21 protein-coding genes, 6 tRNA genes and 3 rRNA genes are annotated in these 25,285 nt (G+C 54.4%); 8 read left to right on the top strand and 22 right to left on the bottom strand.

The features are described 5' to 3' along the window. Positions 1–10: 10 nt before the first annotated feature. The 4 genes from flgC to AABC73_RS08350 form a co-directional block, all read right to left on the bottom strand. A complete protein-coding gene (flgC, locus tag AABC73_RS08365; RefSeq protein ID WP_341523178.1) occupies positions 11–454 on the bottom strand; it encodes a flagellar basal body rod protein FlgC in 444 nt (147 codons plus the stop codon). Between the two features lie 3 nt (positions 455–457). Next, complete coding sequence (gene flgB, locus AABC73_RS08360; protein WP_341523177.1) at positions 458–865, bottom strand: flagellar basal body rod protein FlgB; 408 nt, start codon at positions 863–865, stop codon at positions 458–460. Positions 866–1,259: 394 nt separating this feature from the next. Then, positions 1,260–2,087 (bottom strand): protein-glutamate O-methyltransferase CheR, encoded by an 828-nt coding sequence (gene cheR / locus AABC73_RS08355; protein ID WP_341523176.1) that lies wholly within the window; start codon positions 2,085–2,087, stop codon positions 1,260–1,262. Between the two features lie 103 nt (positions 2,088–2,190). Continuing rightward, positions 2,191–3,123: a chemotaxis protein CheV gene (locus AABC73_RS08350; protein ID WP_341523175.1), complete on the bottom strand. Its 933-nt coding sequence runs from the start codon at positions 3,121–3,123 to the stop codon at positions 2,191–2,193. An 80-nt stretch (positions 3,124–3,203) separates the two neighbouring features. Between AABC73_RS08350 and flgA the strand changes: the two genes are divergently transcribed. From flgA to AABC73_RS08330, 4 genes are all read left to right on the top strand, one after another. Further along, positions 3,204–3,962, top strand: coding sequence for a flagellar basal body P-ring formation chaperone FlgA (gene flgA / locus AABC73_RS08345; RefSeq protein WP_341523174.1), 759 nt, complete (start codon positions 3,204–3,206; stop codon positions 3,960–3,962). Between the two features lie 183 nt (positions 3,963–4,145). Then, positions 4,146–4,460, top strand: a complete 315-nt coding sequence (gene flgM / locus AABC73_RS08340; protein ID WP_341523173.1) for a flagellar biosynthesis anti-sigma factor FlgM — start codon at positions 4,146–4,148, stop codon at positions 4,458–4,460. Positions 4,461–4,509: 49 nt separating this feature from the next. Further along, positions 4,510–4,974 (top strand): flagellar protein FlgN, encoded by a 465-nt coding sequence (locus AABC73_RS08335; RefSeq protein WP_341523172.1) that lies wholly within the window; start codon positions 4,510–4,512, stop codon positions 4,972–4,974. A gap of 81 nt (positions 4,975–5,055) precedes the next feature. Further along, positions 5,056–5,802 (top strand): flagellar regulator YcgR PilZN domain-containing protein, encoded by a 747-nt coding sequence (locus AABC73_RS08330; RefSeq protein WP_341523171.1) that lies wholly within the window; start codon positions 5,056–5,058, stop codon positions 5,800–5,802. 118 nt (positions 5,803–5,920) lie between these two features. Here the strand turns inward: AABC73_RS08330 and AABC73_RS08325 are convergent, their stop codons facing one another. The 12 genes from AABC73_RS08325 to AABC73_RS08270 all read right to left on the bottom strand — a co-directional run bounded on the left by AABC73_RS08325 (position 5,921) and on the right by AABC73_RS08270 (position 19,158). Further along, positions 5,921–7,315 (bottom strand): MFS transporter, encoded by a 1,395-nt coding sequence (locus AABC73_RS08325; RefSeq protein WP_341523170.1) that lies wholly within the window; start codon positions 7,313–7,315, stop codon positions 5,921–5,923. A gap of 55 nt (positions 7,316–7,370) precedes the next feature. Next, positions 7,371–8,612: a glutamine synthetase family protein gene (locus AABC73_RS08320; RefSeq protein WP_341524194.1), complete on the bottom strand. Its 1,242-nt coding sequence runs from the start codon at positions 8,610–8,612 to the stop codon at positions 7,371–7,373. 432 nt (positions 8,613–9,044) lie between these two features. Beyond that, positions 9,045–9,767: a TylF/MycF/NovP-related O-methyltransferase gene (locus tag AABC73_RS08315; protein ID WP_020290783.1), complete on the bottom strand. Its 723-nt coding sequence runs from the start codon at positions 9,765–9,767 to the stop codon at positions 9,045–9,047. Further along, positions 9,764–10,630: a hypothetical protein gene (locus AABC73_RS08310; RefSeq protein WP_341523169.1), complete on the bottom strand. Its 867-nt coding sequence runs from the start codon at positions 10,628–10,630 to the stop codon at positions 9,764–9,766. Before AABC73_RS08310 ends, AABC73_RS08315 begins: the two co-directional genes overlap by 4 nt. Positions 10,631–10,727: 97 nt before the next feature. Further along, on the bottom strand, positions 10,728–11,420 hold the full coding sequence (locus AABC73_RS08305) for a HAMP domain-containing sensor histidine kinase (protein ID WP_341523168.1): 693 nt from the start codon (positions 11,418–11,420) through the stop codon (positions 10,728–10,730). Beyond that, positions 11,417–13,021 carry a response regulator gene (locus tag AABC73_RS08300; RefSeq protein ID WP_341523167.1) on the bottom strand — a complete coding sequence of 535 codons (1,605 nt, stop codon included), beginning with the start codon at positions 13,019–13,021 and terminating at the stop codon, positions 11,417–11,419. The genes AABC73_RS08305 and AABC73_RS08300 overlap by 4 nt, the downstream gene beginning before the upstream one ends. Before the next feature lie 227 nt (positions 13,022–13,248). Continuing rightward, positions 13,249–13,364, bottom strand: a 5S ribosomal RNA gene (gene rrf, locus AABC73_RS08295). Positions 13,365–13,515: 151 nt separating this feature from the next. After that, positions 13,516–16,409, bottom strand: a 23S ribosomal RNA gene (locus tag AABC73_RS08290). Positions 16,410–16,660: 251 nt separating this feature from the next. Further along, a tRNA-Ala gene (locus tag AABC73_RS08285) sits at positions 16,661–16,736 on the bottom strand. Between the two features lie 30 nt (positions 16,737–16,766). Further along, positions 16,767–16,843: transfer RNA gene (locus AABC73_RS08280), tRNA-Ile, on the bottom strand. Positions 16,844–16,966: 123 nt separating this feature from the next. Continuing rightward, positions 16,967–18,505: ribosomal RNA gene (locus AABC73_RS08275) — 16S ribosomal RNA — on the bottom strand. The 16S, 23S and 5S rRNA genes sit together here with 2 tRNA genes alongside, the layout of an rRNA operon. Positions 18,506–19,081: 576 nt before the next feature. Next, positions 19,082–19,158, bottom strand: a tRNA-Arg gene (locus AABC73_RS08270). 307 nt (positions 19,159–19,465) lie between these two features. On the opposite strand from AABC73_RS08270, the gene AABC73_RS08265 reads away from it, so the two are divergent. The 3 genes from AABC73_RS08265 (at position 19,466) to AABC73_RS08255 (ending at position 20,715) form a co-directional block, all read left to right on the top strand. After that, complete coding sequence (locus AABC73_RS08265) at positions 19,466–19,711, top strand: hypothetical protein (protein WP_341523166.1); 246 nt, start codon at positions 19,466–19,468, stop codon at positions 19,709–19,711. 24 nt (positions 19,712–19,735) lie between these two features. Next, entirely contained in the window at positions 19,736–19,921 is a 186-nt protein-coding gene (locus AABC73_RS08260) for a PA3371 family protein (protein ID WP_341523165.1), read from the top strand. Between the two features lie 464 nt (positions 19,922–20,385). Beyond that, positions 20,386–20,715: an Arc family DNA-binding protein gene (locus tag AABC73_RS08255; protein ID WP_020290519.1), complete on the top strand. Its 330-nt coding sequence runs from the start codon at positions 20,386–20,388 to the stop codon at positions 20,713–20,715. 132 nt (positions 20,716–20,847) lie between these two features. Here AABC73_RS08255 and mgtE read toward each other — a convergent pair whose 3' ends face one another. After that, entirely contained in the window at positions 20,848–22,290 is a 1,443-nt protein-coding gene (gene mgtE, locus AABC73_RS08250; RefSeq protein ID WP_341523164.1) for a magnesium transporter, read from the bottom strand. Positions 22,291–22,612: 322 nt separating this feature from the next. Between mgtE and bamE the strand changes: the two genes are divergently transcribed. Beyond that, positions 22,613–23,116, top strand: a complete 504-nt coding sequence (bamE, locus tag AABC73_RS08245; RefSeq protein ID WP_341523163.1) for an outer membrane protein assembly factor BamE — start codon at positions 22,613–22,615, stop codon at positions 23,114–23,116. A gap of 41 nt (positions 23,117–23,157) precedes the next feature. Here bamE and AABC73_RS08240 read toward each other — a convergent pair. The 5 genes from AABC73_RS08240 to AABC73_RS08220 form a co-directional block, all read right to left on the bottom strand. After that, positions 23,158–23,234, bottom strand: a tRNA-Arg gene (locus AABC73_RS08240). A gap of 72 nt (positions 23,235–23,306) precedes the next feature. Continuing rightward, a tRNA-Arg gene (locus AABC73_RS08235) sits at positions 23,307–23,383 on the bottom strand. 106 nt (positions 23,384–23,489) lie between these two features. Next, positions 23,490–23,580, bottom strand: a tRNA-Ser gene (locus tag AABC73_RS08230). Between the two features lie 62 nt (positions 23,581–23,642). Beyond that, a complete protein-coding gene (gene csrA / locus AABC73_RS08225) occupies positions 23,643–23,831 on the bottom strand; it encodes a carbon storage regulator CsrA (RefSeq protein WP_020290522.1) in 189 nt (62 codons plus the stop codon). A gap of 169 nt (positions 23,832–24,000) precedes the next feature. Continuing rightward, positions 24,001–25,233 carry an aspartate kinase gene (locus AABC73_RS08220; protein WP_020290523.1) on the bottom strand — a complete coding sequence of 411 codons (1,233 nt, stop codon included), beginning with the start codon at positions 25,231–25,233 and terminating at the stop codon, positions 24,001–24,003. Positions 25,234–25,285: the final 52 nt, after the last annotated feature.

Here is a 25,285-nt window from a genome sequence, read left to right as displayed (position 1 = left end):
TCGCCCCTTATCACTGACCGAGGGTCAGGACTTTCTGCATCATGGTTTTGGCGGTGTTCATGATTTCCGCGTTGGTCTGGAAAGACCGACTGGCAGAAATCATGTCAGCCATTTCTTCGACGACATTGACGTTGGGGTAGTAAACGTACCCGTCCTTGTCGGCGGAAGGATGATTTGGCTCGTAACGCGCTTCGAGGTTGGAAGCATCTTCGATAATTCCGGAGACCTGCACGCCCTGCCCGGCTTCGCCTTGATCCTGAAACAACGAACCGCCACCGCTGTTGCCCTGCCCCTGCATCACGGTGGCGAACACCGGATGGCGCGCGCGGTAAGTCTGATCCATGCTCGAAGACACGGTTTCAGCGTTGGCGATGTTACTGGCGGTGGTGTTCAGGCGAGTGGTCTGCGCACTCATGCCGCTGCCGGCAATGTTGAAAACGTTGGCTAGAGACATGAATTACTCTCCGCGAAGGGCTGCAACCAGCCCTTTGAATTTACTGTTGAGCAGGGTGAAGCTGGCCTGAAAACCGATAGCGTTCTCGGTATAGCTGGCTTGCTCGACCTGGGCGTCCACGGTGTTCTGATCCAGCGATGGCGCCGAAGGCGTGCGGTACAACAGCGAACCGTCGGTGTTGCCCACGCCTTCAGCTTCGATATGGCGACTGTTGGTCTTGTTCAGCGCAAACGTGCCGTTCTTGGCCTTGTCGCTTTCAGCGGCGAGCACGGAAGAGAACTCCAGATCACGAGCCTTGTAATTTGGCGTATCGGCGTTGGTGATGTTGTTGGCCAGCACTTCGGCACGCTTGGCGCGGAAGTTGAGAGCCTGCTCATGGATACCTAACGCTTTATCGAAGCTGATGCTCATGTCGGGAAACCTTTACCGGTTGACCAGATTTACGTATCAGTGACAAAGCAATCAGCGTGCCAGTTCTGAAATCCCCGTAAACCAAGGGCCCGAGGCCTGTCATGGCACGGCAATGTCAGAAAAGCGGCAAGGTGTTTCCGCTATCCGGGGCAAATGCGGCAAACAGAGCGCCGTAATTTTGCCATTGCCGCACTCGCGCCAATAGACAGGATCCGTAGGACCGGCTTTAGCCGGGAGAGCGGAAGGTGCGACGACGCAACCGCTGCGAATGCATCGGCCTGCTCCCGGCTAAAGCCGGTCCTACGGGTTGCGTGATGAGGATCAAGACGACATCTACAGGATCCGGCCCAAAAAAAGAGACCCGAAGGTCCCTTTTTTAATCGATCAGGCCGATCTACTTGGTCTGGTAGATGATGCCCGGGCTGCACTGAACCATCTGGTAGTGATCCGGCAAACCGTTGAGCGCTTCGGAAGCGCCCAGGAATAGATAACCACCGCGCTTGAGCGTGCCGTGAATGCGTAAAAGGATGTCTTTTTTCACTTCGGCAGAGAAATAGATCAACACGTTGCGGCAAAACACGATATCGAACTTGCCCAGGCTCGCGTAGCTGTCCAGCAAGTTGAAGGCGCGAAACTCGACGCGACTTTTGATCGGTGCCTTGATCACCCAGCGGCCCGGCGTCTTCACATCGAAATAACGCTGCAAACGGTCCGGCGACAAACCCCGGCCAATCGCCAGACTGTCGTATTCGCCCGACTTGCAATTGGTGAGCATCAGGCCGGACAAGTCGGTAGCGACAATTTGCACTCCCGCCTTGAGCTGTCCGGGATTGCTGCGCTCGAACTCATCGATGGTCATCGACAGCGAGTACGGTTCCTGACCGGACGAACAAGCTGCGGACCAGATACGCAAGCGCTGGCCAGGACTGGCCTTGATCGACTCGGGCAACACCTTGTTCTTCATGACTTCAAATGGGTAGGTATCACGAAACCACAGCGTTTCATTGGTGGTCATGGCATCCACGACCTGCTCGCGCAAACCGCTGCGAGGCTGGGCCTGAATGCGCTGAATCAACTCACCCAGGGATTTTATGCCCTGTTGTTCCATCAGCTTGTTGAGACGGCTGGAAACAAGGTACTGCTTGTTCTCACCCAGCAGGATGCCACAGGCTTTTTCCAGAAAAACCCGGAACTGTTCGAAATCCAAATTACCCGTAGACAAAGATGCCGCCTCTCAAATCATGTGAACCACCAGGGACGACGTCCCCAGGGTCTGTTGCCATTCAGCACAAGCCACGTTGCCGGACCGTGCCGAAGCAGCAACCCTAACTGTTATCTGCTGCCTTGATCCGATCCACAACCCTGGCCGCGAGATCATCAGGCCGGAACTTGGCAAGGAAATCATCTGCGCCAACCTTCTTCACCATAGCCTGATTGAACACGCCGGACAGAGAAGTATGCAAAATGATATGGAGCTTTTGCATCCGAGGATCATTACGAATCTCGGCAGTGAGTGTGTAACCATCCATCTCCGGCATTTCGATGTCGGAGATCATCATCAAAAACTCTTCTTCGGGCTTCTTGCCCTCTTCGACCAGCTTGCGCAGGTATTCCAGCGCCTGACGGCCATCGTTCAGCGCCACGACCTCGACACCGACCGTCTGCAGGCAACGACTGACCTGTTTGCGCGCTACCGAAGAATCGTCGACAGTCAAAACCTTGAGCGAAATGGCCTTGTGCTGGGTTTCCGTATCGATCACTCCGGCCGAAACAGCCTCGGAAATCGGTGCCACTTCAGCAAGGATTTTCTCGACATCGATGATTTCCACTAGCTGATTATCGATCCGCGTAACGGCCGTCAGGTAGTGGTCGCGACCCGTCCCCTTGGGTGGCGGATGGATCTCTTCCCAGTTCATGTTCACGATGCGTTCGACCGAATGCACCAGGAAGCCCTGAACCTTGGTGTTGTACTCCGTGATGATCACGAAAGTATTGTCCAGGCTCATTTGCCCTGACGAACCTGTCGCCATGGCCAGATCGAGGATTGGAATCGTTCCGCCGCGAATACTCGCCACCCCACGCACGATGCGGTTGGATTTGGGCATCACGGTAAGTTTGGGGCACTGCAGCACCTCCTTCACTTTGAACACGTTGATCCCATACAGTTGCTTGCCGTCGAGACGGAACAACAACAGCTCAAGGCGATTCTGCCCAACCAGCTGCGTGCGCTGGTTCACCGAATCCATTACACCGGCCATGCTCCGACTCCCCTTCAAAAGCAACCGATCACCACTTCACCCCATTTGGGAAGCGGCACGGCCCTTGCTTTTTATACGTTATGAACACAGAAACGACAATTTCCCGACACACATCTTTCAGAAAACGCAGCTTATTCTGTGTAATGGCAGCACTGTGCCTGTTTAGCCTGGCCGGTTTCAGCCGCGCCGACACTTTCACACTGCCTGAACAGCTTATCGGCGTCACACAGGGGTTTCTTGAATTCACTGTTGAAGACTATCTGGCGACCAATCAAATCGAAGGCCGCTCGGAAATCGAGGTCAAGCAGCTGGATCCACGCACGCGTATGCCTTTTTGCGACAAGGATTTGACAGCATCACTGGAAAGCCCGAAGCCCGTGGGCCGGGTCAACGTCAAGGTTCGCTGCGAAGGCACATCGCCCTGGACGGTATTCGTCCCCGCCCAAGTGCATCTGTTTCGCAACGTCGTGACGGCCGTGCGACCCCTCAAGCGCGACAGTCTGGTCAGCGAAGAGGATGTCGCCCTGCGCGAGCGCGACATCGGTCGACTCGGGCAAGGTTTCCTCACATCGCTGGACCAAGCCGTCGGGCAAAAAACTGTCCGACCGGCGGTTATGGATCAGGTTCTTTCCCCGACGTATCTGGAACAGCCGCAACTCATCCATAAAGGCGATCAGGTGGTGATAATTGCGCGCAGCGGCACTCTGGCGGTACGCATGCCCGGCGAAGCCTTGTCGGATGGGGGGCTCAATGAGCAAATACGCGTGCGCAACCTCAACTCGAAACGGGTCATAAAAGCCAGCATTACCGGCCCCGGACAAGTGGAAGTGCCTATGTGAATAGCCATGTGCAATAACTGACTGCTGGTAGAGAACGCTGGTTTTTTCTAGACTGCGAAACAAGTCCCGTGATGTGAGGTCTATTCTCACGTGCGCTTCACATGCATTTCACATTCGGACTAAAGTTTTCGTGGATTTGGTCGAAACCATGGCAAGCGTCCAAATACCCAGAGGTTTTTTATCATGGTCATTGATTTCAGCAGGCTGAACAACGCGCCATCGGTGGGCAGTACATCGCGCACCAGCAGCACCAAGGAAACCGGCAAGACCGAATCTGCCTCTACCGGCGCAGCAGTAGAAGCTGGCAAAACCGGAGAATCCGTTCATTTGAGCGGCGAGGCTCAGCAGTTGAAGAAAATCACCGATACGTTGCGCGATCAGCCGGCTGTCAACAGCGCCCGAGTGGCGGAATTGAAGCAGGCAATTGCAGACGGCAGTTATCAGGTGGACAGCAACCGGGTGGCCAGCAAGCTGCTCAATTTCGAAGCCCAACGCTAGCCCGGTGCTCGCGGTGGATTTTCTGGACGCTTAAAAACCAGAGCATGCGATGCAAGACACTACTTTGCTGCAACTGATCACCGATGATTTCGTACCCGCTCGGCAGTTGCTGGAGCTTTTGCAGGCCGAATCGATTGCCCTTCACGGTCGCGACATGGTCGAGATGGAACATATCCTCGCGCAGAAGCAGGCAATGGTGATTCTGCTGGAGCAACATGGCCGCAAGCGCAGTCAGTTGTTGGTCGCCATGGGCTTGAGTCCGGACCGCAAAGGACTGGTTGAGCTGGCGAGTCATTCGGCAGTCGGCGAAGAACTGGTCAAGGCCGGCGATGAACTGAGCGCGTTGATTGTGCAATGTCAGGCGGCAAACGAAAGTAATGGTGGCTCGATTCAGCATCAGCAAATTGCTACGGCGCATCAGCTGAGAATCCTGACGGGCGATACGCCAACACTGTATGACAGCCGCGGTTCGACATCCGGGCGCGCCAAGCCAAGACCGTTAAGCCAAGCGTAATTTCTGTATCAAGGCGCTTTGCATGCTGGCAAAATGCCTGTCATTGCGTTGCTGTCGTATTTTGCCTGGAGATGGAAAAAAGTGAATGGCTCAAGCGCGGAAGATGCTCCGCAGCCCCCAAAGGTTTTAACTACACCTTTGGAAATTGCCGCCAACCTGCGGCAGTTACTTGAAAGTCATGATCCCTTGATCATTACCTTTCATGAGCGCACCCAGCGTTTTCAAAGCTACCTGATCGAGCTAGATCGCGAAGCCAATACCATGGCCCTGGACGAAATGATCCCCCGCGACGGTGAACGTTTCCTCACCAACGGCGAGCCCTTTCGTGTCGAAGGCTTTCATGACGGCGTACGTATCGCGTGGGAAAGCAGCGGTCAATTGACCATATCGGACAACGATGGACAGCGGCTTTACCGCGGCACGCTGCCCGAGGAAGTCATTTATCACCAACGTCGCAACGCCTTTCGTGCAGCACTCAAGCTCGCATCACTGGTTAACGTCGAAATTGGCGGTGACAAGCTCAAGGCACCTCTGAGCGGTAAGCTTCTGGATATCTCCGCGACCGGCTGCAAGCTGCGCTTTGAAGGCGACATCTCGGAACGCATCCAACTGGGCCAGGTCTACGAGCGGTTTGCTGCGCAACTGCCATTTGGCACCATGACCGCACCGGTGGAGTTGCGTTACCTGCATTTCGAAGAAAGGGTCAACATCACCTTCGCCGGCGTGCGTTTCCATAATATGAGCGGGCTGGTGCAGCGCCAGGTTGAACGCTTTGTCTATCAGCTGCAGCGTGAAGCGCGCCGATTCGATAAAGACGACGACTTCTGAGCAGCGATTTCCCAGGCAAGACCGGCAGCATAAAAAAGGCGATTGCGCTCATCCGCAATCGCCTTTTTCGTGCCCTCGAATCAGCGGAACCGCTGCCAGTCAGACGGCACCGTTTGCCTCAAGGCCGATTGATCTCCTCGCCTTCCAGCTCTGCCACTGCCTGCGGTTTAGTGGCCGTTTCAGGCTCGCCCTGAGCAGCGGTTTCAGTTGCTGGCTCGACAGACTCTTGGGGCGTAACGTCCGGCTCAACCGTGGTCTGCATCTGATCCTGAACCACCTGCTCATCAACCCGTGGGTCGAGCGCTACCACCAGTGGCGAACTGGACATGCTGTCCGGCATTGCCACGTGGTGCAGCGGCGCGTTGTCGACCTGGTGTATGTGCGTCACAGCCTTCGGCCGGATCAGCACAACCAGAACCAGCCCGGCAAAGCTGACAAATGCATAAAGCATGTTGCCGCCAAACATCTTCATCAAGACGCCTGCCGCCAACGGACCGATGCTCGCGCCGATACCGTAAGTCATCAACAGCATCGCCGTCAGTGACACCCGACGTTCGCCCTCAACGTGGTCATTGGCAAAAGCCACAGCCAATGGATACAGGCAAAACTGCACCAGCGAGGCGACGAAGCCAATGATGAACAGCGCTTCGATCGGCACGCTCGGCAGTACCGCCAACGGCAACGCAGCCACAGCCAACACACCGGCAAAACCACGCATCAGCCTCGCCCGGTCATAGCGGTCTGACAGCAGGCCCAGCGGCCACTGCACCAACAGCCCGGCCAGAATACAGAAGCCCATGAACAAACCGACCTGCTCGGTCGACAACCCCTGCTCCGCCGCATACACCGGCGCCAGGCCGTAAAAAGAGCCGATTATCAATCCAGCGCCCAACACGGTGGTCAACGACTGCGGCACACGCCCGATGAAAAAACGTGGCTCCAACGGCGCGGGATGCATGGGCGCCGGGTGGATGCTGCGGGTCATGGCCACGGGCACCAGACACAATGCGAAGCACAGCGCGACCAGCATCAGCAGCTCAAGACCCAATTGTGGATGGATAACGAGGATCAACTGGCCGAGTACCAAGCCGAGGTACGAAGCGATCATATAGCCGCTGAACACCTTGCCCCGCTGTTTGGCTTCTGCCTGCTCGTTGAGCCAGCTTTCGATGACCATGTATTGGCACATCATCCCCAGGCCGACAATCATCCGCAGAAACAGCCACGCGGGCAGGTAATCAATCAAACCGTGACCCAGCACGGCTGCGCCGACAATCCCGGCGCAGGTTGCGTACGCGCGGATATGGCCGACCCGGCCGATCAGGCGGTGACCAATCTTGCCGCCCAGCACCAGACCGAAATAGTTGGCCGCCATCAGCGCACCAACCCACAGGCTGTCGACCTGATCAGCCGCCAGTCGCAACGCAAGGTAGGTACTTAACAGGCCCGAGCCGATCAACATCATCAGCGAAGCAAAGTACAGCCCTTGAAAAGATTTCCAGATTTGGCGCATCGACTTTCCAAAAATAAACAGTCACCCGCACGGGGTGACTGCAAAACAGCGGTTCTTAAGCCTGGGCGGCCAGAACACGCCGCTCCCAGGGGGTAATTTCGTCGAAAAAGCTGGTCAGCTCCATCGTCTTCGAAGCGATGTAGCCTTCGATGAATTCATGACCAAACAGTTCCTTGGCCAACTGACTGCGTTTCAGACGTTCCAATGCAGCATGCAGGGTACATGGCAGTGACAAATGGTCAGGCACATGGATTTCCCCCTGCACGGCAGCTTCCGGTTCCAAGCCATGCTCGATGCCATACAGACCTGCAGCAAGACTTGCGGCAATCGCCAGATACGGATTGGCATCCGCACCCGGCAAGCGATTCTCTACACGCCGCGCTTCTGGCGTGCTGGCGGGAATGCGCAAACCGGCGGCGCGATTATCATGGGACCAGCACGCATTATTGGGCGAGGCGAATGGATGACACAGCCGCTGATAGGAATTCACATTGGGCGCGAACAATGCCGTGAAATCCGCCATGCAGGCCTGCTGCCCACCCAGAAAATGCCGAAACAGGTCGGTCGGCAAACCATCATCCGAGGTGAAGACGTTGCGGCCCGTCGCAATGTCCACGACGCTCTGATGAATATGCATCGAACTGCCCGGCGTGTGCGCCAACGGTTTGGCCATGCACACCACGATCAAGCCATGTTTGAGCGCCACTTCCTTGAGCAGGTGCTTGAACAGGAACGTCTGGTCGGCCAACAGTAAAGGGTCGCCGTGCCATAGGTTGATCTCGAACTGACTGACACCCATTTCATGCATGAAGGTATCGCGGGGTAAACCCAGCGCGGCCATACAGGCATAAACCTCACTGAAAAATGGCCGCAAGCCATTATTTGAACTGATGCTGAAAGCGGAAAAACCCTCTTCCCGGCGTCCGTCCAGACCAGCAGGTGGCACAAACGCGTGGGTCGGATCCGGATTGGGAGCGAAGACAAAAAATTCCAGCTCGGTCGCCACCACTGGTGACAGACCGTGCCTGGCATAGCGCGCGATCACCGCCTTCAATTGCCCCCGTGTCGACAGGCTGCAAGGCTGCCCACTCAGCTCTTCGGCATCACAGATAGCCAAGGCTCGCGGTTCTGCACTCCATGGCAGGCGATGAATCTGCTGCGGGTCGGCGATCATCGCCACGTCGCCATCATCGCTGCCGTAAAAGCGCGACGGCGGATAGCCGCCCATGATGCATTGCAGCAATACGCCTCGGGCCATTTGCAATCTGCGACCTTGCAGAAACCCTTCGCCGGTCATCACCTTGCCGCGGGCGATGCCATTCAAATCGGGAGTAACACACTCAACTTCATCAATGCCCATCAATCGCTGCGCGAGTGAATTGTGGCCATCGCTGGTCATGACTCGAATCCTTCGTTTTTGTGCAGGCCGACTCAGCGGCAAGGCGTACAAAATACGCACCAGCCGTTCGGAATTTCAAGCACTCAATGCTCGTCCACAAGACTTCAGGCGAATGGAGCAGCGAACATGCCCCAAAAAGCCACTGACTCTGGGACGTCCAACTGCTGAATACAGAGCCCGTAGTTTCCCGGCGAAGCGGCAGGTGCTGCGGGACTGGATGCTGAAGGGGCACACGTGCGTGATGCCGGGCGGACTGGTTGGTAATTTTAATTCGCTGGGCATTGGTCTGCGGCTCCTCGACGCAGAGGTCGGGGAGCCAGAACAGTTGAATCAGATGCGGAAGTACCCGACACACGAGTCAAACGGCAGACGCTTGAGTTCGACCTTGTTCAGATCCAGTACTTCACGCAGCGCGCTCGTTTCACCGGGGAAGTTACGATAGGCAACTTCGTCCAGCACCACGATGGCACCTTTAGGCATGAACGGCAGGAAGGTTTCCAGAGCCACTTTCGTCGAGGAATAGAGATCGGTGTCGAGAATAAGCATGGCCACGACCAGGTCCGGGCGCGTCTTGGGGAACGCCGGGACGGTCTCCATGATGTCACCTTTGATGATCTCGCAACGCGGGATGCGGTTGACCGGGCGTACCAGATCATTGGCATCGATCATGTCCTGGATGATCGACTCATCGGTATCAGAAAACATGTTCTCATTGATGTCGGTCGGATCTTGTTCAGCATCAATACTTGCAAACCCGGAGAAAGTATCAAAACCGATGATGGAGCGATTGATCGCGTAGGGTTCAAGGATCATCGACAGCTGCATGTACAACATCAGCGAATTACCCTTGTACACGCCGCACTCAATGATGGCACCCGGAATATCCTGGACCATCTTGAACAACTCGATTCGCGACAATGCAGCGGTTACGGCAATTCGGTTGGCAAACACAAAAGGTGCATCAGCCACGTACTGGGAATCTACCCGCTTGAGGACGTCGGCACGTTTTTCGTTGTACTCGGCCTCGGGTCCTGTTAGGCGCCGCTTGGTCATTGGTTGACTCCCTGGAAATGCGAAAAATCGCTGACATGAATGAGTTCTTTGAAGCCGGCTTCCGCGTCCTTGGCACCACTGTCGACATTCACTGCACCGTTGCCGGCAAGCAAATCTGCGATATGAACCAGACGAAAGTCGACACTGAAGCGGGTCTGCGCAGTGTAGTTAGGCACTGTGCCGTGAAGATGTGAGCCAGAGAACGTAATGATTTCACCAGCATTGGCGGCAATCCGGATCTCCGAAGCAGTGGATATATCTTCAAGAGGAACCGGATGAACGCGCACTTCCTCTTTCACGTTGTCCTTGGCCAACGAACGCTGCACGTTAATCCAGTTCGACAGGTTCCAGTCGGCTGAAGAGTTGTTCACCGGGGCAGCGAAATACGCAGGATTGATCATCATTGTCTGCTCCGGCTGGATCGTATAAACCGGCATCCAGGTGTTGATCTGGCAATCCGAGCCGCCGTACCAAGTGTCGCGATGCGGCTTGTAAGCGTAACTGACGCCTGCGTGCAAATAGTTATAGTTCGGCACTACACGAATTCGTGGCACATCAAAGAGGTATTCAGCTGGATCAGCGCCTATTTCCAAAACGAAACGGCGGATCATCTCCTTGACCTCCAGGCAGTTAGTGAACTGACCTTTGAGGCGCGTGACCAGCGTCACGAACTCCTCAACAGGCATCATCGTGTGCAGTGCCTGATGATCGGTCTCACCCTTGAACGCTGCGGTAATGCTATGGCGGGCAAAATCGCAAAGGTCGATGGGGGCCTGAAGATTGGTATTCAGAAAGATGTCACCGGAATATACGGCCTTGCGGAAGTCTTTCTTGTTTTGGAGCTGGTTGATAAACAAGTTCACGTTTGCCTTCCTTAAATCTGCACCTACTCAATCATCGGCTGGAGCCAGACAAACTTAAGCGTAGCGAAGGGCCAGCTGGCTACTGCCGACCCGCTGTTCACGGCAGGTAAATGCTGAATAATCCGCCTCCGAGGCTGCCACCATTTGCGATTTCGATTCGGCCGCGAATGCCGTTCCGCTCATGGCTCTCGGCGATACGCGCGGCAAAATAAAGGCCCAAGCCAGTGCTACCACTGACTTGATTGATGCCCTGCACGTAGTCGGACTGACGCTCGATCAGAAATAGTGGGTAGCCGGGGCCGTCATCGTTGATCGTTATTACAAGCCCGTCGGCCGCTTCCCCGATATTGACCACCACCGCTCGGCGGGCAAAACGGATAGCGTTGATGATGATGTTGGCCACTACCGAGCCGATCAATTCACGATCAAAGAAGCCCAGCGGGTTCGAGCTGTTCACTTCAAATGTCGCGGTGATCCCGCGACTGCTTAGCACCTCATGATGCAGTGCAAGCTGAGCTTCGATAAAGTCATCGAGTTCGTGATAATCCGGGCGCAATGGCAACTGGTTGACACCCAATTTGTACAAGCCAAGCAACTGCACCAGCATTCCATTCAGATTGGCGAATTCGTAGTCGATCACGCCGTGTTCGGGAGTGTCGCGCTGCGCATCGGTAAGCCGGCCTGACCATTGGCCGTGCGCCTGCATCAGCGTCGCGAGGGAGTTCTTCATGTCATGCACTGTCGATGCAATGACCATGGAAAAATCAAGACCGGTATCCATTTCGCTCATGCGCCGAATGCCCTGCTGTGTAATTTCTGAAACCTGTCATATCGCGGATCGCTGTCGGGCATATTGCCGACCATCTTCAGGCAGCTTTGACACTCTTGTATGCTGGCAGCGTCAGGAGCCGATCCCTTGGCGTGCAGCAACGACTGCGCCAGGTTCAACGCGATACTGATGTTCTTCGGTTGCAAGGCCAGAGCATTGCGGAAAAAATCACGAGCTTCGGGCAGGCTGCCAGCCTTGTAGCTGCGAACGCCCTGTAGATTGAGGTCCATTGCTGCTTTGCCAGCACCCAGAATCGCAGGGTCGTCGGTTTGCTTGGCGATACTTTGCATAACCACCGGATCATCGCCGTAGATCTCGGCACAGCTTTTAAGCACGCCAGCACCGGCATCCTCTTGCCCCAGCTTTTGTAATTGCGCAGCAACGACCAACGCCGCGTCGGCACTCAGAAACTGCTCCATGCCTTGCAGACGGCCCATTGCATCTTCGGTTAATTTCGCTGCGGCTTCAGGATCTGACAATTGCAGGCTGGTGGCTTTCATCAAGCGGGTTCGCACCTGAAGGCCCTGATCGCTGCCATGCTCTTTGGCGACCTCACTCAGCGTCTGGTTCAGCTCTACTCTGGATCGTGAATCAAGGCCCTGATCGCCATTTTTGCTGATCAATGCCTGAGCGAATCCCAGATTGGCTTCGGGATCCTTGAACCGGGAATGTTGTCCCTGAGCCACTGCATGCCGATAAGCCTTGGAAGCACTTTCGAAATCTTGGTTATCGAGGGCCAACTTGCCAAGTAACCGTTGACGTCGCACAGCCAGAGGTGACAAACGCACGGCAGCCTCCAGCACCTCCTGCGCGCGCTTGGAATCACCGCGAGCCACCAATACATCGGCGAGCCCATCGTAGAGCGCCGGCATTGTCGAAAACGCTTTCAACGCTTGCTCAAAGACCAACTGGGCTTCACTGACCTTGTTACGCTTGAACAGCAGATTGCCCAGTGCCGCGTAAGCCCAAGGGGTAGCGCGGTCGGCAAGAATGCTCTTGAGAAGGGCTTCCAGCGCATCATGCTGATTGAGGTCGCGCAGGGCATCGGCCTTGTAACGCAGACATAAAGGCGCGTATCGCTGATCCTGATTTATAAGAGCAGTGCAGGCAGCCAATACTTCGGCTGGCTTGCCTCGGTCCAGGGCCTGCAGGATAGGCTTGAGCAGGCTCTTGCGCTGGACAAGCTTTTCGAGGCGCTGGGCCAGGCCTGCACGGTTGAACGGCTTGGTCAGATAAGCGTCCGGCTCCCACTCAAGCGCGCTCATGACCATCGCCTGACTGTTTTCGGCGGTAACCATGATGAATACGCTTTCATGGCTCAACAACTTGTCGACCATGAGATCTTCCAGCACGTGCTGACCGTTTTTCTTGCCATCACCGAGATTGAAATCGTGCAGGACAAAATCGTAGCGCTTCTGCGCGCACATGCGTAGCGCTTGCTCGCCAGTGTCCGCAGTATCGACATCCTTCACGCCCAACTCGCGCAACATCGATCTGACAGAACTTCGAAAGTCAGAGAAATCATCGACGATAAGAAAGCTTTTTTGGTTGTACGCCAGCATCGAGATTCCTGTCGCGAGGAGTCAAAAAAAGGTCATTCCCTAGCGCGATGCAAGAACGGTTCCAGCTCGGCGAGCCTGCAGACTTCTGGATGAAGCGATTATCTGGAGACCACACACGGGGGAAAGACGCACCATCGCGTCAAACATTGATATGACTGAACAGGATATTTTCGAGCAGACAAACAAAACCCCTGAACGCGTAAGCGATCAGGGGTTCTGGAATTCAATCTTGACGATGACCTACTCTCACATGGGGAAACCCCACACTACCATCGGCGATGCATCGTTTCACTGCTGAGTTCGGGATGGGATCAGGTGGTTCCAATGCTCTATGGTCGTCAAGAAATTCGGGTACCGACGCGTCTTTCGACGTTTCGGCAAATCGGGTATGTGATAGTCAGGTGTCATTTGTGTGCGTCCGAACTTTCGGTTCGTGTCGTCTTCACAGTCACCGCAATCTGTCTCTTTCGAGTCGCAAATTGCTTGGGTGTTATATGGTCAAGCCTCACGGGCAATTAGTACAGGTTAGCTCAACGCCTCACAGCGCTTACACACCCTGCCTATCAACGTCGTAGTCTTCGACGGCCCTTCAGGGGACTCAAGGTCCCAGTGAGATCTCATCTTGAGGCTAGTTTCCCGCTTAGATGCTTTCAGCGGTTATCTATTCCGAACATAGCTACCCGGCAATGCCACTGGCGTGACAACCGGAACACCAGAGGTTCGTCCACTCCGGTCCTCTCGTACTAGGAGCAGCCCCTCTCAAATCTCAAACGTCCACGGCAGATAGGGACCGAACTGTCTCACGACGTTCTAAACCCAGCTCGCGTACCACTTTAAATGGCGAACAGCCATACCCTTGGGACCGGCTTCAGCCCCAGGATGTGATGAGCCGACATCGAGGTGCCAAACACCGCCGTCGATATGAACTCTTGGGCGGTATCAGCCTGTTATCCCCGGAGTACCTTTTATCCGTTGAGCGATGGCCCTTCCATACAGAACCACCGGATCACTAAGACCTACTTTCGTACCTGCTCGACGTGTCTGTCTCGCAGTCAAGCGCGCTTTTGCCTTTATACTCTACGACCGATTTCCGACCGGTCTGAGCGCACCTTCGTACTCCTCCGTTACTCTTTAGGAGGAGACCGCCCCAGTCAAACTACCCACCATACACTGTCCTCGATCCGGATAACGGACCTGAGTTAGAACCTCAAAGTTGCCAGGGTGGTATTTCAAGGTTGGCTCCACGCAGACTGGCGTCCACGCTTCAAAGCCTCCCACCTATCCTACACAAGCAAATTCAAAGTCCAGTGCAAAGCTATAGTAAAGGTTCACGGGGTCTTTCCGTCTAGCCGCGGATACACTGCATCTTCACAGCGATTTCAATTTCACTGAGTCTCGGGTGGAGACAGCGCCGCCATCGTTACGCCATTCGTGCAGGTCGGAACTTACCCGACAAGGAATTTCGCTACCTTAGGACCGTTATAGTTACGGCCGCCGTTTACCGGGGCTTCGATCAAGAGCTTCGCGTTAGCTAACCCCATCAATTAACCTTCCGGCACCGGGCAGGCGTCACACCCTATACGTCCACTTTCGTGTTTGCAGAGTGCTGTGTTTTTAATAAACAGTCGCAGCGGCCTGGTATCTTCGACCAGCAGGGGCTTACGCAGTAAATGCTTCACCTCCACCGGCGCACCTTCTCCCGAAGTTACGGTGCCATTTTGCCTAGTTCCTTCACCCGAGTTCTCTCAAGCGCCTTGGTATTCTCTACCCAACCACCTGTGTCGGTTTGGGGTACGGTTCCTGGTTACCTGAAGCTTAGAAGCTTTTCTTGGAAGCATGGCATCAACCACTTCGCGCACTAAAAGTGCACTCGTCATCAGCTCTCGGCCTTAGAATCCCGGATTTACCTAAGATTCCAGCCTACCACCTTAAACTTGGACAACCAACGCCAAGCTGGCCTAGCCTTCTCCGTCCCTCCATCGCAGTAACCAGAAGTACAGGAATATTAACCTGTTTTCCATCGACTACGCTTTTCAGCCTCGCCTTAGGGACCGACTAACCCTGCGTCGATTAACGTTGCGCAGGAAACCTTGGTCTTTCGGCGTGGGTGTTTTTCACACCCATTATCGTTACTCATGTCAGCATTCGCACTTCTGATACCTCCAGCAAGCTTCTCAACTCACCTTCACAGGCTTACAGAACGCTCCTCTACCGCATCACCCGAGGGTGATACCCGTAGCTTCGGTGTATGGTTTGAGCCCCGTTACATCTTCCGCGCAGGCCGACTCGACTAGTGAGCTATTACGCTTTCTTTAAAGGGTGGCTGCTTCTAAGCCAACCTCCTAGCTGTCTAAGCCTTCCCACATCGTTTCCCACTTAACCATAACTTTGGGACCTTAGCTGACGGTCTGGGTTGTTTCCCTTTTCACGACGGACGTTAGCACCCGCCGTGTGTCTCCCATGCTCGGCACTTGTAGGTATTCGGAGTTTGCATCGGTTTGGTAAGTCGGGATGACCCCCTAGCCGAAACAGTGCTCTACCCCCTACAGTGATACATGAGGCGCTACCTAAATAGCTTTCGAGGAGAACCAGCTATCTCCGAGCTTGATTAGCCTTTCACTCCGATCCACAGGTCATCCGCTAACTTTTCAACGGTAGTCGGTTCGGTCCTCCAGTTAGTGTTACCCAACCTTCAACCTGCCCATGGATAGATCGCCCGGTTTCGGGTCTATTCCCAGCGACTAGACGCCCTATTAAGACTCGCTTTCGCTACGCCTCCCCTATTCGGTTAAGCTCGCCACTGAAAATAAGTCGCTGACCCATTATACAAAAGGTACGCAGTCACCCAACAAAGTGGGCTCCCACTGCTTGTACGCATACGGTTTCAGGATCTATTTCACTCCCCTCTCCGGGGTTCTTTTCGCCTTTCCCTCACGGTACTAGTTCACTATCGGTCAGTCAGTAGTATTTAGCCTTGGAGGATGGTCCCCCCATGTTCAGACAAGGTTTCTCGTGCCCCGTCCTACTCGATTTCATTACCAAGAGATTTTCGCGTACAGGGCTATCACCCACTATGGCCGCACTTTCCAGAGCGTTCCGCTAATCTCAAGATAACTTAAGGGCTGGTCCCCGTTCGCTCGCCACTACTAAGGGAATCTCGGTTGATTTCTTTTCCTCAGGGTACTTAGATGTTTCAGTTCCCCTGGTTCGCTCCATACACCTATGTATTCAGTGTAAGGTAACCATCTTATGATGGCTGGGTTCCCCCATTCAGACATCTCCGGATCACAGTCTGTTTGCCGACTCCCCGAAGCTTTTCGCAGGCTACCACGTCTTTCATCGCCTCTGACTGCCAAGGCATCCACCGTATGCGCTTCTTCACTTGACCATATAACCCCAAGCAATCTGGTTATACTGTGAAGACGACATTCGCCGAAAATTCGTACGCTTGCTCACTTAAGAGCAACTCACACATTTTACCTTAGCCTGATACCCACCAGTGAAAGTGGCTACCAGTCTATATTTCTATCACATACCCAAATTTTTAAAGAACGATCTAATCAAAGACTAGAAATCAACATTCACCATCACACGATGGAATGCTCATTTCTAAGCTTTACAGGCAACAGAAGCAGTAAGTGGTGGAGCCAAACGGGATCGAACCGTTGACCTCCTGCGTGCAAGGCAGGCGCTCTCCCAGCTGAGCTATGGCCCCGTATTTCTACAGGCGTTTCCCACACAAAATTGGTGGGTCTGGGCAGATTCGAACTGCCGACCTCACCCTTATCAGGGGTGCGCTCTAACCAACTGAGCTACAGACCCAATTTCGAGCTTGTAGCCGCTAGCCTGAGCTATCAGCGTGGAGCTTAAAGCTGCTTCTAATCGTCTTCTTCAATGAATCAAGCAATTCGTGTGGGAACTTACGCTACAGCTAAGGTCTTCGATTAAGGAGGTGATCCAGCCGCAGGTTCCCCTACGGCTACCTTGTTACGACTTCACCCCAGTCATGAATCACACCGTGGTAACCGTCCCCCCGAAGGTTAGACTAGCTACTTCTGGTGCAACCCACTCCCATGGTGTGACGGGCGGTGTGTACAAGGCCCGGGAACGTATTCACCGCGACATTCTGATTCGCGATTACTAGCGATTCCGACTTCACGCAGTCGAGTTGCAGACTGCGATCCGGACTACGATCGGTTTTCTGGGATTAGCTCCACCTCGCGGCTTGGCAACCCTCTGTACCGACCATTGTAGCACGTGTGTAGCCCAGGCCGTAAGGGCCATGATGACTTGACGTCATCCCCACCTTCCTCCGGTTTGTCACCGGCAGTCTCCTTAGAGTGCCCACCATTACGTGCTGGTAACTAAGGACAAGGGTTGCGCTCGTTACGGGACTTAACCCAACATCTCACGACACGAGCTGACGACAGCCATGCAGCACCTGTCTCAATGCTCCCGAAGGCACTCCGCCATCTCTGGCAGATTCATTGGATGTCAAGGCCTGGTAAGGTTCTTCGCGTTGCTTCGAATTAAACCACATGCTCCACCGCTTGTGCGGGCCCCCGTCAATTCATTTGAGTTTTAACCTTGCGGCCGTACTCCCCAGGCGGTCAACTTAATGCGTTAGCTGCGCCACTAAGAGCTCAAGGCTCCCAACGGCTAGTTGACATCGTTTACGGCGTGGACTACCAGGGTATCTAATCCTGTTTGCTCCCCACGCTTTCGCACCTCAGTGTCAGTATCAGTCCAGGTGGTCGCCTTCGCCACTGGTGTTCCTTCCTATATCTACGCATTTCACCGCTACACAGGAAATTCCACCACCCTCTACCATACTCTAGCTTGCCAGTTTTGCATGCAGTTCCCAGGTTGAGCCCGGGGATTTCACATTCAACTTAACAAACCACCTACGCGCGCTTTACGCCCAGTAATTCCGATTAACGCTTGCACCCTCTGTATTACCGCGGCTGCTGGCACAGAGTTAGCCGGTGCTTATTCTGTCGGTAACGTCAAAACCGATACGTATTAGGTAACGGCCCTTCCTCCCAACTTAAAGTGCTTTACAATCCGAAGACCTTCTTCACACACGCGGCATGGCTGGATCAGGCTTTCGCCCATTGTCCAATATTCCCCACTGCTGCCTCCCGTAGGAGTCTGGACCGTGTCTCAGTTCCAGTGTGACTGATCATCCTCTCAGACCAGTTACGGATCGTCGCCTTGGTGAGCCATTACCCCACCAACTAGCTAATCCGACCTAGGCTCATCTGATAGCGCAAGGCCCGAAGGTCCCCTGCTTTCTCCCGTAGGACGTATGCGGTATTAGCGTCCGTTTCCGAGCGTTATCCCCCACTACCAGGCAGATTCCTAGGCATTACTCACCCGTCCGCCGCTCGCCACCAGGTACAAGTACCCGTGCTGCCGCTCGACTTGCATGTGTTAGGCCTGCCGCCAGCGTTCAATCTGAGCCATGATCAAACTCTTCAGTTCAAACATCTTCGGGTTTTGAGAAAACCCTAAACTTGGCTCAGCAATCGTTGGTTATTTCTTTGATTTCTCGCGGAGTAACTTACGATGCTGATAATCAGTTGACTTCAGTCTGACAGCGCAAGCACCCACACGAATTGCTTGATTCAATTGTTAAAGAGCGGTGGGTTGATTCTTTCGTCTCAACCGAGGCGCGCATTCTACAGCAGCACCAGTTACTGTCAAGCGGTTATTTTTCGAAGTTTTCAAAGTTTCCTTTGCAACTTCAACCACTTGCGCTTCGATCAACTTCACGTTGCTCGTTAGCGGGAGGCGAATTCTACAGGATTAATGTACGCCGTCAACCACCTCTGCAAACCTTTTTTCCATCGCCTCAAAGCTCGCTGATACAGCTATCTATAAGCAGTATCCTGGCTAGCTCGATGACGATCCAAAGCAACTGTCTATATAAAGACCGCGACACCCCAAGCTCGGCGCCAAAACACAAAGGCCCCGACTCATGGAGTGCGGGGCCTTTGCTGAACTGAATGAGGTATGGGCGCCTTGCTGACGCCGCCGGACCTGATAAAGCTATCTATATGGTGTCCCAGGGCAGGTTCGAACTGCCAACCTTCCCCTTAGGAGGGGGATGCTCTATCCAATTGAGCTACTGAGACACGGTTGCCGGCCCAGGTTGCAGCACCAGCGGAACGGCGTGCATGTTAACGGCACAGCCCCACTTTGTCATGTCGTGATTGCCTGCAGTCCCTGTAGGAGACGCCCTTCAGCTACGACCGACAGATTACCATCATGCAATTTGCACTACCGCAAAAGGCCATCATTGCAAAACGCAACCCAGGCCGATCGGAAAAACTTTGTAAGTTTCTGATTTTAAACGAATTTATTGCGTTAATTTATTGGCATGCGGAATGCACTGCATAGAAGGTGGAGAACAACCCCTTTAGAAAGTTCCGTTGGAGGTACATGAAGATGAACATCGCGCTATCAGTGTTGAACGCAGCAGCCCTGGTCGCATTGGTGACTTTTCATTTTCAGGACAACGGTTCACAAGAGCAGTCAGTAGCCATTCAACCCCAACCACATCATCTGCTGCGCCAAGCACCCCAACTGGCAATTATGTCTGAGCAACATCAAGAATCAGCCATGGTTGCCAGCGAAAGCGACACCTCAGCACAAACGACTCAAAGCGGCCCACGCTGGATTTTCTAAGAATTGCACCCAACGAGATTTGCCATGTCAAAACCCGCCGCGCTTTTCATCACGCTGACGCTCATGCTCATCAGCATCGACCTATTGCTCCCAGCCAACGCCGAAGCGCTTAGCTACGCAGCGAGAATTGCGGGCGCAGTTTCGTTCTGCGTATTCGTGGTCGCCCTGATGGTGGGCCGACGATTCAAATTTGATCCAGTGCTGCGCTAGACACTCCCGGCCTTGCGCCCGGCGCTGTAGCTCTCCCGCTTCTAAGCCCGCGATCAACAAGAGCTAACCCTCCTCCGGCAGCATCCTCAACTGACCGACCTGCAACTGCAGAAGATTTCTGTCGTCCGTCGGCCCGCATTAGTATTTACTGCAATAGCCTCTAAGCTGAAGACAGATAGCCATCATGGCAATTGGCAGCCACGGACGACGGATGCCAGACAGATGGGCGGCAGAATCAGTTTTTTGCAGAGCCGCTCGCAATTCTGACAATCGGTGCTGGCAAATCGCCTTTATGTAGGTCAACATTTGTCACAGAATTGACGCCAAGGATCCGGCGGATTGAGGCATGATTGCGACCTCTTAAGACAATCCGGATTGAACATTTTGCCAAATTGACTGTCAGAGAATGACATCTTGCGGCGACTTGCTAGAACCGCTCTCCCCTGAACTAACCGGTTAAATATATGAGCCCTATGAAACAGGCTACTTATTCCAGCCGTACGGCTGACAAGTTCGTTGTACGCCTACCAGACGGCATGCGGAATCGTGTGCAAGAGGTAGCCAAAAATCATCATCGCAGCATGAACTCCGAGATCATTGCTCGTCTCGAACAAAGCTTGATTCAGGAAGGTGCGCTGGGCGATGAGCCTAGCCTGCGCCTTGATAGCCCTGAGCTGTCCCTGCATGAACGCGAATTGCTGCAACGCTTTCGGCAACTTTCACACCGCCAACAGAATGCTCTTGTTTCCTTGATTGCCCATGACACCGAACTTGCTGCAGATAACGAAGCCTGACAGCAAGATCAAAAAACCAGCCGGCCCAGCGCTAGCTTTATTTGTTGTAGTCTTTTTCTTTATTGCCTGTAAGACGTATTTTCAAGACAAAAAAAACCGCCTCTCAGGAGGCGGTTTTTTTATGCATGCAAATCAAAGCAGGAAGATGGTCGCCAACCCCAGGAAGATAAAGAATCCACCGCTGTCGGTCATGGCTGTAATCATCACACTGGCGCCCATTGCAGGGTCGCGCCCCAGGCGAGCCAGGGTCATGGGGATCGTGACGCCCATCAACGCAGCCAGAAGAAGATTCAGAGTCATCGCCGCCGTCATGACCACGCCCAATGACCAGCTGCCATACAGCATGTAGGCGACAATACCGATGACCCCGCCCCACACTACGCCGTTGATCAAGCCTACAACCAACTCCTTGCGCAGTAGACGCGAAGTATTACCGGTGTTGACCTGGTCCAGCGCCATCGCCCGGACGATCATGGTGATCGTCTGATTGCCGGAGTTTCCGCCAATTCCGGCAACGATAGGCATCAACGCAGCCAGCGCCACCAGCTTTTCGATCGAGCCTTCGAACAAGCCGATGACCCTGGACGCAATGAAAGCAGTCACCAGATTGACTGCCAGCCAGGCCCAACGGTTACGCAACGACTTCCAGACGGAGGCGAAGATATCTTCTTCCTCGCGCAGACCCGCCATGTTGAGAACTTCGGTTTCGCTTTCTTCACGAATGAGGTCGACCATTTCGTCAATGGTCAAACGGCCGATAAGCTTGCCGTTCTTGTCCACCACCGGCGATGAAATCAAGTCATAACGCTCAAAGGCTTGCGCGGCCTCGTAGGCATCGCCGTCCGGGTGAAAACTCACCGGATCGTTAGCCATGACCTCGGAAACCTGCTTCTCCGGGTCGTTGACCAGCAAGCGCTTGATAGGCAGCACCCCCTTGAGCACGCCGTCGTAATCGACTACGAACAGTTTGTCAGTATGGCCCGGCAGCTCTTTGAGACGACGCAGATAACGCAACACGACTTCGAGACTGACGTCTTCCCGAATGGTCACCATCTCGAAGTCCATCAGGGCGCCGACTTGCTCCTCATCGTAAGACAAGGCCGAACGCACGCGCTCACGCTGCTGGCTATCCAGCGCCTCCATGAGCTCATGGACGACATCGCGAGGTAATTCGGGGGCAAGGTCGGCGAGTTCGTCGGCGTCCATCTCCTTGGCCGCAGCCAACAACTCGTGATCGTCCATGTCGGCGATCAGTGTTTCCCTGACGGAATCGGAAACTTCGAGGAGGATGTCGCCGTCGCGCTCAGCCTTGACCAATTGCCAGACCGTCAGACGATCTTCAAGTGGCAGCGCTTCAAGAATGTAGGCGACGTCGGCGGAGTGAAGGTCATCGAGCTTGCGTTGCAACTCGACGAGATTCTGCCGGTGAACGAGATTTTCTACACGGCCTTGATTTTGACCCTCCTGGCGGTGGGTCAGATCTTCAACGATACGCTGGCGCTGCAGGAGCTCGATGACTTGAGCCAGACGATCCTGCAGACTTTCCTGCGTTTTTTTTACTTCAATTTGGGTCATAGGCGAACTCCACTCCCAGCAGCGGAGCACGCCGGGAGATCAATCAGTTAATGCATGATTGTTGAAAAAAACTGTTGAGTAGCTACTGGGTAAGTCCATGGAGGGATTCCACAAGCCCCGGCGGGGCTGACGCGCGCAATCATACACCGCCTGAGCGCGGCGCACGCTACAAAATTCAGGCCGGAACAAGCGCTTGCAACACAAACTTAAACAATGCACGAGTCAGTACAGCGACAACGCAACATCCAGCCAAGAAAACACGCTCGTCGACCAATCGGCATTTGTTTAGCCTTGGGGCCAGACACGTCACGGAGGACACCGCATGAACTTCCCAACCCGTCAGGCGCTATGCAGCGCCCTGCTCTGCCTGCCGCTATCCCTGCACGCGACCATCGTGCAGCGCTGCGAAGATCCTGCCGGCAATGTCACCTACACATCACTTGGCTGCCCGAGTGACCACGACATACAACTACAGAACGCTTTTAACGCGCCACCTGGAAGCAGTGGCAATGCAGCGCTACTCCCACCGCACGATCAATCACCCCGCCGACAAAGCGAAGCAGTTCGCCAGGAAAAAGAATTGACGGTCGTGGGGCAGCGTGACGACGGCTGCGGCAACCGCTTGAGCGCTGAACAGCGGCGTCGGGCAATCATCAATCAGCAGACTCCACCTGGAATGACCAAGCGCGACGTCGAAAGCTTGCTGGGCAGGCCAGACAAGGTTGCGAGTCGAAACGGAGAGACTCGCTACACCTACAACGAGAAGAAGGGCCGCAGCAGCCAGGTCACCTTTGATGAGACGGGCTGCGTAAAAGGCAAACGCTAGACGGCAAAAAGCCCGCATCGAAATGCGGGCTTTTTGGTGTTTGGTGCACTCGACAGGATTCGAACCTGTGACCGCTCGGTTCGTAGCCGAGTACTCTATCCAGCTGAGCTACGAGTGCTTTGGCGTTTGATAAACCAGACCACCGCTGGCTTGAAGCAAGTTATCTGCATTACTGCAAACAACCTTTAAATGGTGCACTCGACAGGATTCGAACCTGTGACCGCTCGGTTCGTAGCCGAGTACTCTATCCAGCTGAGCTACGAGTGCATTTGTTGCCGCGCATTATAGGCCGTTGAATCTTCTGGTCAAGCACTTTATCGAGTAAATTCAAACACTTACCGATGAAGCCAGAAACAACGCACTACGCAAATAATGGCGGAGAACGGGGGATTCGAACCCCCGACACCCTTTTGAGGTGTACTCCCTTAGCAGGGGAGCGCCTTCGGCCACTCGGCCAGCTCTCCGCAACACGGGGCGTATAATAACCACCCTTTTCCCCGTTTGCAAACCAAAAATTCAATAAAAATTAATGGCTTGGTTCCTGGTCCTTCTCTTTCTTGATACGCAGGTAAATCTCTTCACGGTGAACAGCGACTTCCTTGGGCGCGTTGACACCAATTCGCACCTGATTACCTTTGACGCCGAGCACGGTCACGGTAATTTCGCCATCACCAATGATCAGGCTCTCTGCGCATCGACGAGTCAGAATCAGCATACCTTTCTCCTCACGCATTACATTCAGGGACAACAGTCGTCAGAACCGGCAGGCCGCATCAGCATTCAAGCGGGCGCAGTCTGAGTATTGACCAGCGCAAAGAAAAGAACAGGCTTTGCGCCATCAATAAAACAAAAGGCGCGGTCAAACCGCGCCTTTTGACCATGCATTACTCACCCTGTCGGGGCGCATCCAGCTCGAACGCAGTGTGGAGGGCACGTACTGCCAACTCCAGATACTTCTCTTCGATCACAACGGAAACCTTGATTTCCGAAGTCGAGATCATCTGGATGTTGATGCTCTCTTTGGCCAACGCTTCGAACATGCGACTGGCGACACCCGCGTGCGAACGCATACCGACGCCGACAATCGACACCTTGGCAATCTTGGTATCGCCCGAAACCTCACGCGCGCCGATTTCGCTGGCGGTGGTTTCAAGCACCTGCAAGGCCGCCTGGTAGTCATTGCGGTGGACAGTAAAGGTGAAATCGGTGGTGTTATCGTGCGCCACGTTCTGCACGATCATATCGACTTCGATATTCGCGCCACTGATCGGCCCGAGAATCTTGAAGGCCACGCCTGGCGTGTCTGGCACACCACGGATGGTCAGCTTGGCTTCATCGCGATTGAAAGCGATGCCGGAAATGATCGGCTGTTCCATGGATTCCTCTTCATCAATGGTAATGAGGGTGCCCGGACCCTCCTTGAAGCTGTGCAATACGCGCAGCGGAACGTTGTACTTGCCGGCAAACTCGACAGCGCGGATTTGCAGCACCTTGGAACCGAGGCTGGCCATTTCCAGCATCTCTTCGAAGGTGATCTTGTCCAGGCGCTGGGCTTGCGACACCACTCGCGGGTCAGTGGTATAGACGCCATCGACGTCGGTATAGATCTGGCACTCATCGGCCTTGAGCGCTGCTGCCAGCGCCACACCGGTGGTGTCCGAACCGCCACGACCCAGGGTCGTGATATTGCCGTTCTCATCGACGCCCTGGAAACCGGCGACGACAACAACACGACCGGCCTTCAGGTCAGCGCGAATTTTCTGATCGTCTATCTGCAGGATACGCGCCTTGTTATGCGCGCTGTCCGTCAGGATACGAACCTGATTACCGGTATAGGAAACCGCTGGCACGCCACGCTTGATCAAGGCCATGGCCAACAACGCGATGGTTACCTGTTCGCCAGTGGAAACGATCACGTCCAGCTCACGAGGAACCGGCTGATCGCTGATCTGCCTGGCCAGTTCGATCAGACGATTGGTCTCGCCGCTCATGGCCGACAGCACCACGACCAGGTCATCGCCTGCTTCGCGGAATTTTTTGACTTTGTCAGCTACCTGCTCGATGCGCTCAACGGAGCCTACCGAGGTGCCTCCAAATTTTTGTACGATTAAAGCCATCTCAAAGCCGCCTCAGCCCATTTAGGGCGCCCATTAAACGTTCAAACCCAAG

This window comes from Pseudomonas sp. G.S.17 (genome assembly GCF_038096165.1).
GTDB lineage: Bacteria > Pseudomonadota > Gammaproteobacteria > Pseudomonadales > Pseudomonadaceae > Aquipseudomonas.
The sequence above is the reverse complement of the archived record's forward strand: the minus strand, read 5'-3'. Positions and strand labels throughout refer to the sequence as shown.